The organism is Pseudonocardia abyssalis, assembly GCF_019263705.2.
GTDB lineage: Bacteria > Actinomycetota > Actinomycetes > Mycobacteriales > Pseudonocardiaceae > Pseudonocardia > Pseudonocardia abyssalis.
Genome location: NZ_JADQDK010000001.1, coordinates 416005 through 430107 on the forward strand (window position 1 = coordinate 416005; position 14103 = coordinate 430107).

Consider the following 14103-nt stretch of genomic DNA (forward strand, 5'->3'; position numbering starts at 1 on the left):
GCGGCAGGTGACTGCTCCGTTCGCCGGTACCGGTACGTCCCGACCCGCTCGTCCGTGCCGTGGCGGGGTGTGGGCGGGGGACGGGCTCCGGCCCTGCGGTGAACGGGTGGGCGTTCACGCGGCGTGTCGAGCCGGACACGCCGTTCCTGCCGCTCGGCGCGCCCGGCAGCCCGATGGCCTCAGTGCCGGTTCGTCCACCGTCACTTGCCGGTCGGCTCGGTTAACGTCGTCACCGATCGATAACGGCCCGGTCACAGAACCGGACGACGGACCGCACTCCCCAGCGGTCCGCCCGCCCCCCGACGGGAACGTCCCCGGGCCGAGAAGATCCGGAAGGAAAAGGTTGTGTCACGGCACCGCTCCCCCCAGGGCCGTCGCACACACCTCGCGCTCCCGCTGCCGAGCTCCCCGGTGGCAGCGGGAGCCGGTGTGGCGGCGAGTCGCTCCTTCACGCTCCCTTCCGTGTTGGACTCCGTGTCCGGCCCGTCCGGCGCCGCACGGCTCGTCGGCGCGCTCGTCGCAGGCGGCACGCTCGTCGCGGCCGGTCAGATGGCGCTGTCGCAGGCCCTGCCCGCCGCCGCCGAGGGTGCGAACGTGCTGCGCATCGGCCTCGGCGAGGTCCTGACCCCCGGCGCCCCCGTCGCGGAGGCCGCCCTCCCGCTCGCCGCCCAGCAGGTCTCGGCCCTCGCGCCGATCGCGGCCGAGCCGCAGGTGGTCGGCGCGGCCGACCTGGTCAAGGCCGCCGAGGTCCAGCGCATCGCCGCGGAGCAGGCCGCCCGCGCCGCGGAGGAGGCCCGCCTCGCCGAGGAGGCGCGGGCCGCCGAGGAGGCGCGCCTGGCCGCCACCGCCGCCGTGTCGGCCACCGGTGGTGTGCAGATGGTCGTCGGCCGGATCACCTCCGGTTTCGGCGCCCGCTGGGGCACCTCGCACCAGGGGCTCGACATCGCCGCCCCGATCGGCACCCCGATCCACGTGCCGCTGGACGGCACCGTGATCGACTCGGGCCCGGCCAGCGGCTTCGGCCAGTGGGTCCGCGTCCGCCACGACGACGGCACGATCACCGTCTACGGTCACATCAGCCGTTCGCTGGTCCGCGTGGGCGAGTCGGTGGCCGCGGGCGACGTGATCGCGGAGGTCGGCAACGAGGGTCGCTCCACCGGCCCCCACCTGCACTTCGAGGTCATCACTCCGGGCGGCTCCAAGGTCAACCCGCGCCCGTGGATCGACGAGCGCGGGATCGGCCTCACCTGAGGTCGGTCTCCCGGCTCTCCAGCCGCGCGCGCGGCGCAGGTCCGGGAGGCACGCCTCAGCTCGAGAACGCCTCCAGCGCCCGGATCTTGTTCGTGACGTCCAGCGCGGCGACCTTGTAGGCCTCCGAGAGCGTCGGGTAGTTGAGCACCGTGTCGACCAGGTAGTCGACGGTGCCGCCGCAGCCCATGATCGCCTGCCCGATGTGTACGAGGTCGGTGGCGCCGGAGCCGAACACGTGTACGCCGAGCAGCGTGCGGTCCTCGGTGGAGACGAGCAGCTTCAGCATCCCGTAGGAGTCGCCGACGATCGCGCCGCGGGCGAGTTCCCGGTAGCGCGAGATGCCCACCTCGTACGGGACGGAGCCGCTCGTCAGCTCCTCCTCGGTCTTGCCGCAGTAGGAGATCTCGGGAACGGTGTAGATCCCGATGGGCTGGAGTTCCTGCAGCTCACGAGCCGGTTCGTCGAACGCGTGGTACGCCGCGAGCCGCCCCTGGTCCATGCTCGTGGCGGCGAGGGCGGGGAAGCCGATCACGTCGCCGACGGCGAAGATGTGCGGCACCGACGTGCGGTACTGCTCGTCCACGGTGATGCGCCCGCGCTTGTCGGCGGAGAGCCCGGCCTTCTCCAGGTCGAGCTCGTCGGTCACGCCCTGGCGACCCGCCGAGTACATGACCATGTCGGCGGCGATCCGCTTTCCGCTGGCCAGGCTGGTGACGGTGCCCTTGGCCGTGATCTCGACCTTCTCGACCTCCTCGCCGAAGCGGAAGGTCACGGCCTGGTCGCGCAGGTGGAACTTGAGCGACTCGACGACCTCCGGGTCGCAGAAGGTCAGCATCTGGGGCTGCCGCTCGACGACCGTGACGCGCGTGCCGAGCGCGGCGAACATCGACGCGTACTCGATGCCGATGACGCCCGCACCGACGACCACCAGCGAGCCGGGCACGCGCTGCATGTTGAGGACGCCGTCGGAGTCCATGACGTGGTCGTCGTCGAACTCCACCTGCGGCGGCCGTGCGGGCCGGGTGCCGGTGGCGATCACGATGTTCGCCGCGGTGACGGTGCTGTGGTCGCCGCGGACCTCGCCCTCGACGGTCACGGTGTGCCCGTCGACGAACCGCGCGGTGCCCCCGAGCAGGTCGACGTGGTTGCGCATGAGCTGGTTGCGGATGATCTCGACCTCGCGCCCCACGACGTGCGAGGTGCGCGCGAGCAGGTCGGCGATGGTGATGTCGGACTTCACGCGGTAGCTCGCGCCGTACATGTCGCGCTGGGCGAATCCGGTCAGGTAGAGGACGGCCTCGCGCAGCGTCTTGGACGGGATGGTGCCCGTGTTGACGCAGACGCCGCCCATCATGTGGCGCCGCTCGGCGACCGCCACGCGCTTGCCCAGCTTGGCCGCCGCGATCGCCGCCTTCTGGCCTCCCGGACCGGATCCGATCACCAGCAGGTCGTAGTCGTACACGGCGGTCTCCTCGGTCACGGGCCCAGCGTCGCCGCCGGGCGTCCGGCGGGCAAGCCGGGCACGTTAACAGTGCACGACGACAGTCCGACGAGTTCGCGGTCCAGCTGTCCACAACCGGCCGGTACGGGCCCCGGACCGCCCGCCCGGCCCGGCTCCGTCCACAGGATGTCGATCATGCTCTGGCCGTCCCGGCCCCCGGTCCCGACGCTGGCGCCATGACCTCCACCCCCGTCGACGCCCCCACCCTCCTGCGCCTCGGCAAGCCGGCCGACCTCGTCGCGGCGGTGCCCGTGATGCTCGGGTTCCGTCCCCGGGAGTCCCTCGTGCTCGTGGCCACCGGCGGGCCGTCCGGGTGCCGGATCGGGTTGACGCTGCGGGTCGACCTGCCACCGCCGCCGCACGTCCGTGACGTCGTGGAGCACGCCGTGGCCGCCCTGTGCTCCGACGACCCGGCCGGTGCCGCCGTGGTCGTCGTGGGGGCGCGGGCGCAGCGGCGCACCGACGTGGTCGACGCCGCGGTCGACGTGCTCGAGGACCACGGCGTGTCCGTGCACACCGCCGTGTGGGCCGAGCACACCGACGGCGGCGGGCGCTGGGGCTGCTTCGGCGGGTGCGCGTGCACCGGGGTGCTGCCCGACCCGGCCGGCACGGAGTTCGCCGCGGCTGCGGTACTCGCCGGCGCGGTCCTGCGGGGGAGCCGCGAGGAGTTGCACCGGCTCGTCGAGCCGGTCGACGGGGTCGCGATCCGTCGCCGGGAACGGCTGCTCATCGCGGCGGCGGAGCAGGAGTCCGTCCCCGACGAGGACGCCGGCCACCTCGCCGCGCTCGAGGCCGCGCTCGCCGACGCCGCCGCGGGCCGCTGCGAGATCGACGACACCCGTGCCGTGGCCCTCGCCGCGGCGCTGACCCGCCCGACCGTGCGCGACGCGGTGCTGCTGCGGTGCGCCGGGGAGCCCGGCGGCCTCCCCGGCGCCGAGACGCTGTGGGCGGCCCTGTGCCGGGAACTGCCCGACCCCGAGGCCGCCGAACCCGCCGCGCTGCTCGCGGCCACCGCGCTGCTGCGCGGTGAGGGGGCGCTGGCCAACGTCGCGCTCGACCGGGCGCAGCGGAGCTGGCCCGGACACCGCCTCACCCGGCTGCTGCGCTCGGCGGCGTCGGTGCCGTTGCGGCCGGCGGAGGTCCGCGAGGCCCTGCTCGGGGGCCGGCCGTGAGCCCGTCAGACGGGCAGCCGGTCCTGCGCGAAGCGCCACGCGTCGGCCACGATCGACCGCAGGCCGGTGTGGGCGCGCGACCAACCGAGTTCCTCGGTGATGGCCTCGCTGGAGGCCACCAGCACGGCCGGGTCGCCGTCGCGGCGGGGCGCGGTCACCGCCGGGATCGGGCGGCCGGTCACCTCGCGGCAGGCGTCGATGACCTCGCGCACCGAGAAGCCGGTGCCGCTGCCCAGGTTGTAGACCGCGTGGGTGCCGGCCGACGCGTGGTCGAGCGCGAGCAGGTGCGCGGCGGCGAGGTCGTCGACGTGCACGTAGTCGCGGACGCAGGTGCCGTCGGGGGTGGGCCAGTCGGTGCCGAAGACCTGCACCGACTCCCGCTGTCCGGACGCCACCTGGAGCACGATCGGGATCAGGTGGGTCTCGGTGCCGTGGCGCTCGCCGTAGCGCCCGTGCGCCCCGCCCACGTTGAAGTACCGCAGGCTCACCGCGGCCAGCCCGTGGGCGGCGGCGTAGGAGGTGATGGCGTGGTCGATGGTCAGCTTGCTGGCGCCGTACGGGTTGGTCGGCCGGGTCGGCGCGTCCTCGCGGATCGGCACCTGCTCGGGCTCGCCGTAGGTGGCGGCGGTGGAGGAGAACACCAACCGCGGGGTGCCGTGGGTGCGGATCGCCTCCAGCAGCCGCAGCGAGGCCACCACGTTGCCCGTCCAGTAGAGCTCGGGACGCTGCACCGACTCGCCCACCAGGGACCGGGCCGCGAAGTGCAGCACGCCGTCGAACCCGGCGGCGAGCACGTCGCCCGCCGCCTCGCCGACGTCACCCTCGACGAACGCGGCACCGTCGGGAACCGCGTCGCGGTGGCCGGTCGACAGGTCGTCGAGCACGGTCACGTCGTGGCCTGCGGTGACCAGGTGAGCGGCGCACACACTGCCGATGTAGCCGGCGCCACCGGTGACGAGCAGCTTCACGGGACTCCTCCTGGGACGGGGTCGGGGCGCGCACACCGTCCCACGACCGGGCTACCTCGCCCGCACCAGCACCGCGTGCGCGATGAGGGGTGCCACCGACGACCCCTCGCCCTCGGAGGTGACGGGCACGGCGTCGCCGAAGCGGGAGATGGAGTGCACCTGCACGTCGTGCCCGGGCACGATGCCCGAACCCTTCAGCTCCGCCATCAGCGTGGCGTCCATCTGCACGTGCTCGGCGATCCGGCGCACCTCGACGGTGCCGCCGCCGCGCCGCGCGAACTCGTCGAGGCGCTGCAGCCCCACCTCGAGGGTGGGCGGGCCACCGGGGGCCGACCGGTGCTGCGCCAGCTCGTCGAGGCCCGGGATCGGGTTGCCGTAGGGGGAGATCGTGGGGTTGTCGAGCAGGGCCACGAGCTTGCGCTCCACGGCGTCGCTCATCACGTGCTCCCAGCGGCACGCCTCGGCGTGCACCAGCTCCCACTCCAGCCCGATCACGTCGGTGAGCAGGCGCTCGGCCAGGCGGTGCTTGCGCATCACGGCCACGGCGCGCGAGCGGCCGGCGTCGGTGAGCTCCAGGTGGCGGTCGCCCGCCACCACGACCAGGCCGTCGCGCTCCATCCGCGCCACGGTCTGGCTCACGGTCGGGCCGCTCTGGCCCAGCCGCTCGGCGATCCGTGCCCGCAGCGGCACGACGCCTTCCTCCTCCAGCTCGTAGATCGTGCGGAGGTACATCTCGGTGGTATCGATGAGCTCGTTCACACTCGGCCCCTTCGTCGTCGGCCAGTCTATCCGGGCAACGCTCCCGCGGTCGTTCCGCATCCCGGACCGCCCGCGGGGCAGGATGGGCCCGTGCCTGCAGCAACGAGCCCGCTGATCCGCCCCGCCGAGCTGGCCGCCCTCCTCCGCGCCCCGTCCGAGGCCGCGCGTCCGGTGGTGATCGACGTCCGCCGCCCGCCCGTGGCCGGCCCGGGCGGCCCGCCCGGGCGCGAGGAGTACGAGGCCGCGCACGTCCCGGGATCGGTGTACCTCGACCTCGACACCGATCTCGCGTCCGCACCCGGCCCGGGCGGGCGCCATCCGCTCCCGGCCGCGGGCCGCCTGCAGGACTCCCTGCGCGGCGCCGGGGTCCGCGACGGCTCCCGGGTCGTGGTCCTCGACCACGGCGACGCCACGATGGCCGGGCGCGCCTGGTGGCTGCTGCGGTGGGCCGGGCTCCCCGCGGAGCGTGTGCAGGTGCTCGACGGCGGCTGGACGGCCTGGGTCGGGGCCGGCCTCCCGGTCACCGCCGACCCGACGCCGCCGGTCGCCGGTGACATCGTGGTGCGGCCCGGCGGCATGCCCGTGCTCGACGCCGACGGCGCGGTCGCCGTGGTCGACGCGGGCGGGGTGCTGGTGGACGCGCGCTCGGGGCCGCGCTTCCGGGGTGAGACCGAGCCGCTCGATCCGGTGGCCGGGCACGTGCCCGGCGCGGTCAACCTGCCGGCCGCAGAGCTGCTCGGGGCGGACGGGTTCTGGCCGTCGCCGACGGAGCTGGCGGCCCGGCTGGCGGCGCTCGGGGTCCGCGACGGGGCGCCGGTGGCGGCGTACTGCGGGTCGGGTGTCACGGCCGCGTCGCTGGTGCTCGCCGCCGAGCACGCCGGGGCGCGCCCGGCCACCGACCCGGCGGCGCTCTACGTCGGGTCGTGGTCGAACTGGTGCGCGCTCGGGCGGCCGGTGGCCACCGGCGGCGCACCCGCCTACGGTCGTGACTCATGAGCCCCCGCACCTCGGTGGTCTGGACGCCGGACTTCCTGAGCTACCAGCTCTCCGACGACCACCCGCTCAACCCCGTCCGCCTCGACCTCACGATGCGCCTGGCCACGCAGCTCGGCGTGCTCGACGGCGTCGAGACCCTCGCGCCCGAGCCGGCCACCGACGAGGACCTGACGCGCGTCCACACCCCGTCCTACCTCACGGCGGTGCGCAGTGCGCCGCACGAGCCGTGGGGGGTCGGGCACGGTCTGGGCACCGACGACAACCCGATCTTCCTGGGCATGCACGAGGCGAGCGCCCTGATCGCGGGCGGCTCGGTGCTCGCGGCGCGGGCGATCGCCGAGGGCCGGGCCGACCGCGCGGTCAACCTCGCGGGCGGGCTGCACCACGCGATGGCCGACCGCGCGGCCGGGTTCTGCGTCTACAACGACTGCTCGGTCGCGATCGCGTGGCTGCTGGAGCAGGGCTACGAGCGCATCGCCTACGTCGACGTCGACGTCCACCACGGCGACGGCGTACAGGCCGCGTTCTACGACGACCCGCGCGTGATGACCATCTCGATGCACCAGCACCCGCTCACGCTGTGGCCGGGCACCGGCTGGCCGGGGGAGTACGGGAAGGGCGACGGCGCGGGCTACGCGGTGAACGTGCCGCTGCCGCCCGGCACCGGTGACGCCGGCTGGCTACGGGCGTTCCACGCCGTCGTGCCCTCGCTGCTGGAGTCGTTCCGGCCGCAGGTGCTCGTCACCGAGTGTGGTGCCGACACCCACTCCGACGACCCGCTGGCCAACCTGGAGCTCTCGATCGACGGCCAGCGGGCGATCTACCACTCCCTGCGCGACCTCGCCGAGCGCACGGCCGGTGGCAAGTGGCTGGTGCTCGGCGGGGGCGGCTACTCCTTGTTCCGCGTCGTGCCCCGCTCGTGGACCCATCTGCTCGCCACCGCCCTCGACCGCGACGTCGACCCGGCCCGTCCGCTGCCCGCCGACTGGGTCGCGCACGCCGCGGGACTCACCCGCCACCCGCTGCCCACGGCGATGACCGACGGCCACGATCCGTCGTTCACACCGTGGGGCGACGACGTCGCCGAGCGGGTCGACTCGGCGATCCTGGAGACCCGCCGTGCGGTGTTCCCGCTGCACGGCCTCGATCCCGACGATCCGCGCGACTGACGCGGCCCACCGGACAGGACCCCGCAATGACCCGCTCCCCGGGCGCCCCGCCGACCGATGCGGAAGCCCTGCCCCCCTCCGACCTCGGCCCTCCCGTACCCGGCTACCCCCGGCACTGGGAGGCCGACGTCGTCGCCTCCGACGGCGGGATCGTGCACCTGCGCCCGATCATGCCCGCCGACGCCGACGCCCTGCTGCGGTTCCACGACAGCCTCTCCGAGCGCACCCGCTACCTGCGCTTCTTCGGGCCCTACCCGCGCATCGCGCCGCGCGACCTGAAGCGGTTCACCGAGGTCGACCACCACGCGCGGGTCGCGTTCATCTGCCTGCTCGGCGACGAGATCATCGCCGTCGGCCGGTACGAGGGGCTGCCCGGCGACGGCGGGCCGGGCGGCACGACGGGCACAGCGGCCATCGACACCGCAGAGGTCGCGTTCGTCGTCCGCGACACCCACCAGGGCCGCGGGCTGGGGTCGATCCTGCTCGAGCACCTCGCCGCCGCCGCGCGGGAGAACGGGCTGCGCCGGTTCGAGGCCGAGGTGCTCGTCGAGAACCACACAATGGTGCGGGTGTTCCGGCAGGCCGGCTACCAGGTGAGCCGGGCGTTCGCCGACGGCGTGCTGCACCTGGAGTTCGACATCGACCCCACGGAGAAGTCGCTGGCGGTGCGCGACTCCCGCGAGCAGCGCGCCGAGGCCCGCAGCGTGCACAACGTGCTGCGCCCCACGTCCGTCGCGGTGATCGGAGCGTCCACCGACCCGTCCAAGATCGGCCACGCGGTGTTCTCCAACCTGCTGCGCGGCAACTTCACCGGCCCGGTCTACCCGGTCAACTCCGAGGCCCGCTCGGTGCGCGGGGTCCGCGCCTACCCGTCGGTCACCGACATCCCCGACGACGTCGACCTGGCGGTGGTGGCGGTGCCCGCCGCCGGGGTCGACGAGGTGATGGACTCCTGCCTGGCGAAGGGGGTCAAGGCGCTCGTCGTGGTCAGCGCGGGGTTCGCCGAGGCCGGGGTCGACGGCTCCGGCGCGCAGCGCAGACTGGTGGAGGAGGCGCGCGCGCACGGCATGCGGGTGATCGGGCCCAACGCGCTCGGCGTCGCCAACACCGATCCCGACGTGCGCCTCAACGCCACGCTGGCGCCCACCCTGCCCGGGCGCGGGCGCGTCGGCTTCTTCTCCCAGTCCGGCGCTCTCGGCATCGCGATCCTCGCGGCGGCCAAGGAGCGCGGACTCGGGCTCTCCACGTTCGTCTCGGCGGGCAACCGGGCCGACCTGTCCGGCAACGACCTGCTCCAGTACTGGCAGACCGACCCGGCCACCGACGTCGTGCTGCTCTACCTGGAGACCTTCGGCAACCCGCGCAAGTTCGGCCGTCTCGCGCGCCGGCTGGCCCGCACCAAGCCGATCGTGGCGGTCAAGAGCGGGCGGCACTCGGCGCCCATCGCGGCGCACGCCGAGGTCTCCGCCCCGATCGACGACGCCAGTGTCAAGGTGCTGTTCGAGCAGTCCGGCGTGATCCGGGTCGACACCCTCTCCGAGCTGTTCGACACCGCGCTGCTGCTGGCCTACCAGCCGCTGCCCGACGGCCCACGGGTCGCGGTCGTCGGCAACTCCACCGCGCTCGGGCTGCTCGTCACCGACGGGCTGCTCGACTCGGGGCTCGACCCGGCGGGCGGGGCCGTCGACGTCGGGGCGGCCGCGACCCCCGGGCAGTTCGCCGCGGCGGTCGCGGCGGCGGTGGAGGGTGACCAGTGCGACGCGCTCGTCGCGGTCTTCGTCCCGCCGATCGCCACCCCGGGTGCGGAGTACGCCCGCGCGCTTCGGGCGGCGGTGGAGGGTTCGGGCAAGCCGGTCGTCGCGGTCTTCCTGGCGGTCGAGGGGGTACCGGCGGAGCTCGCCCTGCCGGGTCCGGACGGCTCGCCAGGGGCCGGGTCGGTGCCGAGCTTCCCGAGCCCCGAGCGGGCGGTGGCGGCGCTCGCCCGCGTCTCGCGCTACGCCCGCTGGCGCTCGCGGCCGGTGGGGGAGTTCGTCACGCCCGACGGGCTCGACATCGAGCGGGCCCGCGAGCTCGTCGCGACGCTGCCCACCGGGCGGCTCGACGACGAGTCGGCGGTGACCCTGCTCGACTGCTTCGGCATCCCGGTGACCCCGTTCCGCCGGGTGCGCGGCGCCGACGCGGCGGTGGCCGCGGCCGACGAGCTGGGCTACCCGGTGGCGATCAAGGCGGTGGGCGACCGGTGGCGGCACCGCACCGACCTCGTCGGCGTGCGTCTCGACATCGGCGCCAGGCCGGGGGTGCGCCGGGCCGTCGACGACCTGGTCGCCCTCACCGGGGACGACGAGGTCTACGTGCAGCGGATGGCCACCAAGGGGCTGTCGTGCGTGCTGGAGGTCGTCGAGGACCCGTCGTTCGGCTCGCTGCTGTCCTTCGGGCTGTCCGGGGTGGCCACCGAGCTGCTCGGCGACCGCGCGTTCCGGGTGGTCCCGGTCTCCGACGTCGACGCCGCCGCGCTCGTTCGCAGCCCGCGGGCGGCGCCGCTGCTGGCCGGCTATCGCGGCAGCGAACCCACCGACCTCGCCGCGCTGGAGCAGCTGGTCCTGCGGGTCGGGAAGATCGCGGAGGAGCTGCCGGAGGTGCGGTCGCTCGCACTCGACCCGGTGCTGGCCTCGGCGTCGGGCGCGTTCGTCACCGGCGCCCGGATCGTGCTCGGACCCCCACCCACCCGCGATGACGGGGGGCCCCGGCGGCTGGGCTGATCGACCTCAGCCGAGGCTGAGCAGCGCCCCGGCGGTGTCGAGCTGGTCGCGGCTGAAGGTCACCTCGCCGCGGTGGCTCACCTCGACGCGGTAGAAGTCGCTGTCGCCGGGGACCTCGGCGACGGAGAACGGGAACACGCAGTCGCCCGCGCTGCTCCGCCCGGAGTCCAGCCGGCCGGTGGCGACGACCGTGCCGGTCGCGTCCGCGACGGTGACGGACGTGCCCGCCCCGATGTCGGAGTAGCCGCCGTAGCCGGCGCAGCTCCCGGAGCCGTGGCCGCCCTCGCCCGCCAGGTTCAGCTCGCCGGTCAGCGCGAACGAGCCGCCCGAGGAGATCGTGCCGGCCACCGACGCGAGTGCCACCCCGAGACCGAGGACCACGGCCGCGGCGGCGACGCCCATGCCGACCACCCGGGCGCCGCCGCGCCGCGGCGAGGGCGCGGGCGGGAGTCCGGTCGGCGCGGTGAAGGAGGGCATCCCGGACCGCGATGCGGTACCCGCGAACGACGCGGAGCGCTGCGCGGGGATGTGGACGGTGGGCGGGTCGAGCGGGGCGCCGGGTCCGGCGAGGTCAGCGGTCATGCCCGGTCATCGCCCCGCCGACGGGCCCATTACTCCGTTCGGCGGTACATCATCAGTTCTGATGAGCCCAGCGGGGGCCGGTGGGGCGGAACCACCTGTAGGTCCAGTTCACCGCGGCGAGGCACATGTCGACGAACACCTTCGGCGACATCGCGGGCTCCACCTGCGGGTGCGCGGCGAGGTGGCTCTCCAGCGTCGAGGTGGCCACGTCCTCGAACAGGCGCCGCCGCAGCTCGTCCCCCTCCTCGAAGCAGATCTTGAGCAGCTCGCGGTTCTCGCAGGTGTGCACCACGCGGGAGACGAGCAGGTCGTGCAACCCGTCGAGCGGGGTGGGGCGGCGGCCACGGTCTCCCGAGCCATCCGCAGGCTCCCGTCGAGCACGTCGGAGTAGACCCGGACGAGCGGCTCCTCCTTGTCGCGGAAGTAGTGGTGGAGCGTCGGTTTCGACAGCCCGACACCGGCCGCGACCTCGTCGACGTGGCCCGGTACCCGCGCGTGCCGAGGATCTCGACGGACGCGGCGAGGACACGGGCGCGCTGGGGGCGTCGGCCCGCGTGGGAGTGGTGGGATGGTTCCTCGACGACGTCGCCGCGGTGGCACAGACCCGCGCCGACGGTGTGGTGCTGCCCAAGCCGGAACGCACCATCGAGCTCGTCGAGCTGAGGTCGCAGCTGAACGCGCGCGGACACGACGACGCCGTGATCGTCGGCGGGCTGGAGTCGGCCGCGGGGGTGGCCGACGCGCGGTCGCTGCTGTCGGCCGGGGCCACCGGCGGGCTCGTCGCCGCCTACGTCGCCGCCTACGTCGCCGCCTACGTCGGCGTCGAGGACTGCATCGCCGACCTGGGCGGGCGACGCACCGCCGCGGGCTCTGAGGTGCTCTACGCCCGCAGCCGGGTGGTGCCGGCGGCGAGCCTCGCGGCCGTCGCCGCGCTGGACGAGGTCGTCACCGCCGTGCGCGACGACGACGCGTTCCGCCGCGACGCCGCGCAGGGCCGCGACCTCGGCTACCTGGCAAGCTGTGCATCCACCCGGCCCAGGTGGCGCTGGCCCACGAGGCGTTCACCCCGACCGAGGCCGAGACCGAGCCCGCCCACGCCCGTGCCGGTGGCCTCGGAGCAGGGCGACGGGATGGTGGACGGCGAGATGGTCGACGACGTCCACGTCCGCATGGCGCAGGTGACGCTCGGCCGCGCCCCGCCCCCCTGACCCGCCCGGTCAGGAGCGGCGGAACCCGATCTGCAGGGTGGGGGCGCTGACCTCGGAGAAGAAGTCGTTGCCCTTGTCGTCGACCACGACGAACGCGGGGAAGTCCTCCACCTCGATCTTCCAGACCGCCTCCATGCCCAGCTCCGCGTACTCCAGGACGTCGACCTTGCGGATGCAGTCCTGGGCCAGGCGGGCGGCGGGTCCGCCGATCGAGCCGAGGTAGAAGCCGCCGTGCGCGGCGCAGGAGTCGGTGACCTGCTGGCTGCGGTTGCCCTTCGCCAGCATCACCAGTGACCCGCCCGCGGCCTGGAACTGCGCGACGTAGGAGTCCATCCGCCCCGCCGTCGTGGGCCCGAAGGACCCGGACGCGTAACCCTCGGGGGTCTTGGCCGGTCCGGCGTAGTAGACGGGGTGGTCGCGCAGGTAGCCGGGCATCTCCTCGCCGGCGTCGAGCCGCTCGGCGATCTTCGCGTGGGCGATGTCGCGGGCGACGACGAGCGGGCCGGTCAGCGACAGGCGGGTCTTCACCGGCAGCGCGGAGAGCTGCTCGCGGATCTCGTTCATCGGCCGGTTGAGGTCGACCCGCACGACGTCGGTGGACAGGCCCTCGTCGCTCACCTCGGGCAGGAACTGCGCCGGGTCGCGCTCCAACTGCTCCAGGAACACGCCCTCGGGGGTGATCTTGGCCTTGGCCTGGCGGTCGGCCGAGCACGAGACGGCGATGCCGACGGGCAGCGAGGCACCGTGGCGGGGGAGCCGGACCACGCGCACGTCGTGGCAGAAGTACTTGCCGCCGAACTGCGCGCCGATGCCGAACTGCGCGGTGAGTTCCAGTACCTGCTTCTCCAGGTCGTGGTCACGGAACGCGTGCCCCAGCTCGGAGCCCGCGGCGGGGAGGTTGTCGAGATAGCGGGCCGAGGCCAGCTTCGCGACCTTGAGCGTGTACTCCGCCGACATCCCGCCGACGACGACCGCGAGGTGGTACGGCGGGCAGGCCGCGGTGCCGAGCGAGCGGAGCTTCTCGTCGAGGAACGACGCCAGCTTCTTCGGGTTCAGCAGCGCCTTCGTCTCCTGGTAGAGGAAGGTCTTGTTGGCGCTGCCGCCGCCCTTGGCCATCGTCAGGAACTCGTACTTCGGCGCCTGCCCGGGCACCGAGTACAGCTCGACCTGCGCGGGGAGGTTGGTGCCGGTGTTGCGCTCGTCCCAGAACGAGGTGGGCGCCATCTGCGAGTACCGCAGGTTGAGCGTGTCGTAGGCCTCGAAGATGCCCCGGGACACGGCCTCCTCGTCCTCGCCGCCGGTCAGCACCGTCTCGGTGCGCTTGCCGATGACGATCGCCGTACCGGTGTCCTGGCACATCGGCAGCACCCCGCCCGCGGAGACGCAGGCGTTGCGCAGCAGGTCGGTGGCGACGAACCGGTCGTTGGGCGACGCCTCCGGATCGTCGACGATCGCGCGGAGCTGTCGCAGGTGCGAGGAGCGCAGGTAGTGCTGGATGTCGTGCACCGACTCGCGCACCAGTGCGGTGATGGTGGACGGCGGAATCTCGAGGAACGTACGCCCCGCAGCCGTCACCACCTCCCCGACGGGGAGGTCGAGGCGCCGGTACTCCGTGGAGTCCGGGCCGAGCGGGAGCACTTCGGTGTGGCGGAACTCGGTCACACGACCACCCTACAAACTGGTCGGGAGGCCGGACCGGCCCCCGACCAGTCCGACCCCCCGGGGAACGCGCAGCGGG

At 74.2% G+C, this 14103-nt stretch carries 12 protein-coding genes; 6 read left to right on the top strand and 6 right to left on the bottom strand.

Annotated elements, in window-relative coordinates:
• The first annotated feature begins 462 nt into the window (after positions 1 to 462).
• The gene (locus I4I81_RS01985; protein ID WP_226363690.1) at positions 463 to 1251 is read left to right on the top strand and encodes a M23 family metallopeptidase; all 789 of its coding nucleotides are present in this window, start codon (positions 463 to 465) and stop codon (positions 1249 to 1251) included.
• A gap of 55 nt (positions 1252 to 1306) precedes the next feature.
• Here I4I81_RS01985 and sthA read toward each other — a convergent pair whose 3' ends face one another.
• Entirely contained in the window at positions 1307 to 2731 is a 1425-nt protein-coding gene (sthA, locus tag I4I81_RS01990) for a Si-specific NAD(P)(+) transhydrogenase (protein ID WP_226363691.1), read from the bottom strand.
• Between the two features lie 197 nt (positions 2732 to 2928).
• Between sthA and I4I81_RS01995 the strand changes: the two genes are divergently transcribed.
• Positions 2929 to 3924: a DUF4192 domain-containing protein gene (locus tag I4I81_RS01995; RefSeq protein WP_218615759.1), complete on the top strand. Its 996-nt coding sequence runs from the start codon at positions 2929 to 2931 to the stop codon at positions 3922 to 3924.
• 5 nt (positions 3925 to 3929) lie between these two features.
• Here I4I81_RS01995 and galE read toward each other — a convergent pair whose 3' ends face one another.
• Both galE and I4I81_RS02005 read right to left on the bottom strand, forming a co-directional pair.
• Positions 3930 to 4892, bottom strand: coding sequence for a UDP-glucose 4-epimerase GalE (gene galE, locus I4I81_RS02000; protein ID WP_218615760.1), 963 nt, complete (start codon positions 4890 to 4892; stop codon positions 3930 to 3932).
• A gap of 51 nt (positions 4893 to 4943) precedes the next feature.
• Complete coding sequence (locus tag I4I81_RS02005) at positions 4944 to 5651, bottom strand: iron-dependent transcriptional repressor DtxR (protein WP_185718924.1); 708 nt, start codon at positions 5649 to 5651, stop codon at positions 4944 to 4946.
• A gap of 90 nt (positions 5652 to 5741) precedes the next feature.
• Between I4I81_RS02005 and I4I81_RS02010 the strand changes: the two genes are divergently transcribed.
• Genes I4I81_RS02010 through I4I81_RS02020 form a run of 3 tightly spaced genes read left to right on the top strand, consistent with a single transcriptional unit; the run spans position 5742 to position 10575 of the window.
• Complete coding sequence (locus tag I4I81_RS02010; RefSeq protein ID WP_226363692.1) at positions 5742 to 6647, top strand: sulfurtransferase; 906 nt, start codon at positions 5742 to 5744, stop codon at positions 6645 to 6647.
• Positions 6644 to 7816: an acetoin utilization protein AcuC gene (locus tag I4I81_RS02015; RefSeq protein WP_218615761.1), complete on the top strand. Its 1173-nt coding sequence runs from the start codon at positions 6644 to 6646 to the stop codon at positions 7814 to 7816. Before I4I81_RS02010 ends, I4I81_RS02015 begins: the two co-directional genes overlap by 4 nt.
• Positions 7817 to 7842: 26 nt before the next feature.
• Positions 7843 to 10575, top strand: coding sequence for a bifunctional acetate--CoA ligase family protein/GNAT family N-acetyltransferase (locus I4I81_RS02020; RefSeq protein WP_218615762.1), 2733 nt, complete (start codon positions 7843 to 7845; stop codon positions 10573 to 10575).
• A gap of 6 nt (positions 10576 to 10581) precedes the next feature.
• Here I4I81_RS02020 and I4I81_RS02025 read toward each other — a convergent pair whose 3' ends face one another.
• Both I4I81_RS02025 and I4I81_RS02030 read right to left on the bottom strand, forming a co-directional pair.
• Positions 10582 to 11157, bottom strand: a complete 576-nt coding sequence (locus I4I81_RS02025) for a hypothetical protein (RefSeq protein ID WP_218615763.1) — start codon at positions 11155 to 11157, stop codon at positions 10582 to 10584.
• A gap of 52 nt (positions 11158 to 11209) precedes the next feature.
• Positions 11210 to 11473 (bottom strand): hypothetical protein, encoded by a 264-nt coding sequence (locus I4I81_RS02030; protein WP_225924460.1) that lies wholly within the window; start codon positions 11471 to 11473, stop codon positions 11210 to 11212.
• A 238-nt stretch (positions 11474 to 11711) separates the two neighbouring features.
• On the opposite strand from I4I81_RS02030, the gene I4I81_RS02040 reads away from it, so the two are divergent.
• Positions 11712 to 12365, top strand: coding sequence for an aldolase/citrate lyase family protein (locus tag I4I81_RS02040; RefSeq protein WP_226363693.1), 654 nt, complete (start codon positions 11712 to 11714; stop codon positions 12363 to 12365).
• 9 nt (positions 12366 to 12374) lie between these two features.
• Here I4I81_RS02040 and I4I81_RS02045 read toward each other — a convergent pair whose 3' ends face one another.
• Positions 12375 to 14027, bottom strand: a complete 1653-nt coding sequence (locus I4I81_RS02045; RefSeq protein WP_218605421.1) for a fumarate hydratase — start codon at positions 14025 to 14027, stop codon at positions 12375 to 12377.
• Positions 14028 to 14103: the final 76 nt, after the last annotated feature.

What these genes read in the sequence shown, in the direction of transcription:
- I4I81_RS02015 (WP_218615761.1), top strand. Translation starts at nt 6,644, where the DNA reads ATGAGCCCCCGCACCTCGGTGGTCTGGACGCCGGACTTCCTGAGCTAC.
- I4I81_RS02025 (WP_218615763.1), bottom strand. Translation starts at nt 11,157, where the DNA reads ATGACCGCTGACCTCGCCGGACCCGGCGCCCCGCTCGACCCGCCCACC.
- I4I81_RS02020 (WP_218615762.1), top strand. Translation starts at nt 7,843, where the DNA reads ATGACCCGCTCCCCGGGCGCCCCGCCGACCGATGCGGAAGCCCTGCCC.
- I4I81_RS01995 (WP_218615759.1), top strand. Translation starts at nt 2,929, where the DNA reads ATGACCTCCACCCCCGTCGACGCCCCCACCCTCCTGCGCCTCGGCAAG.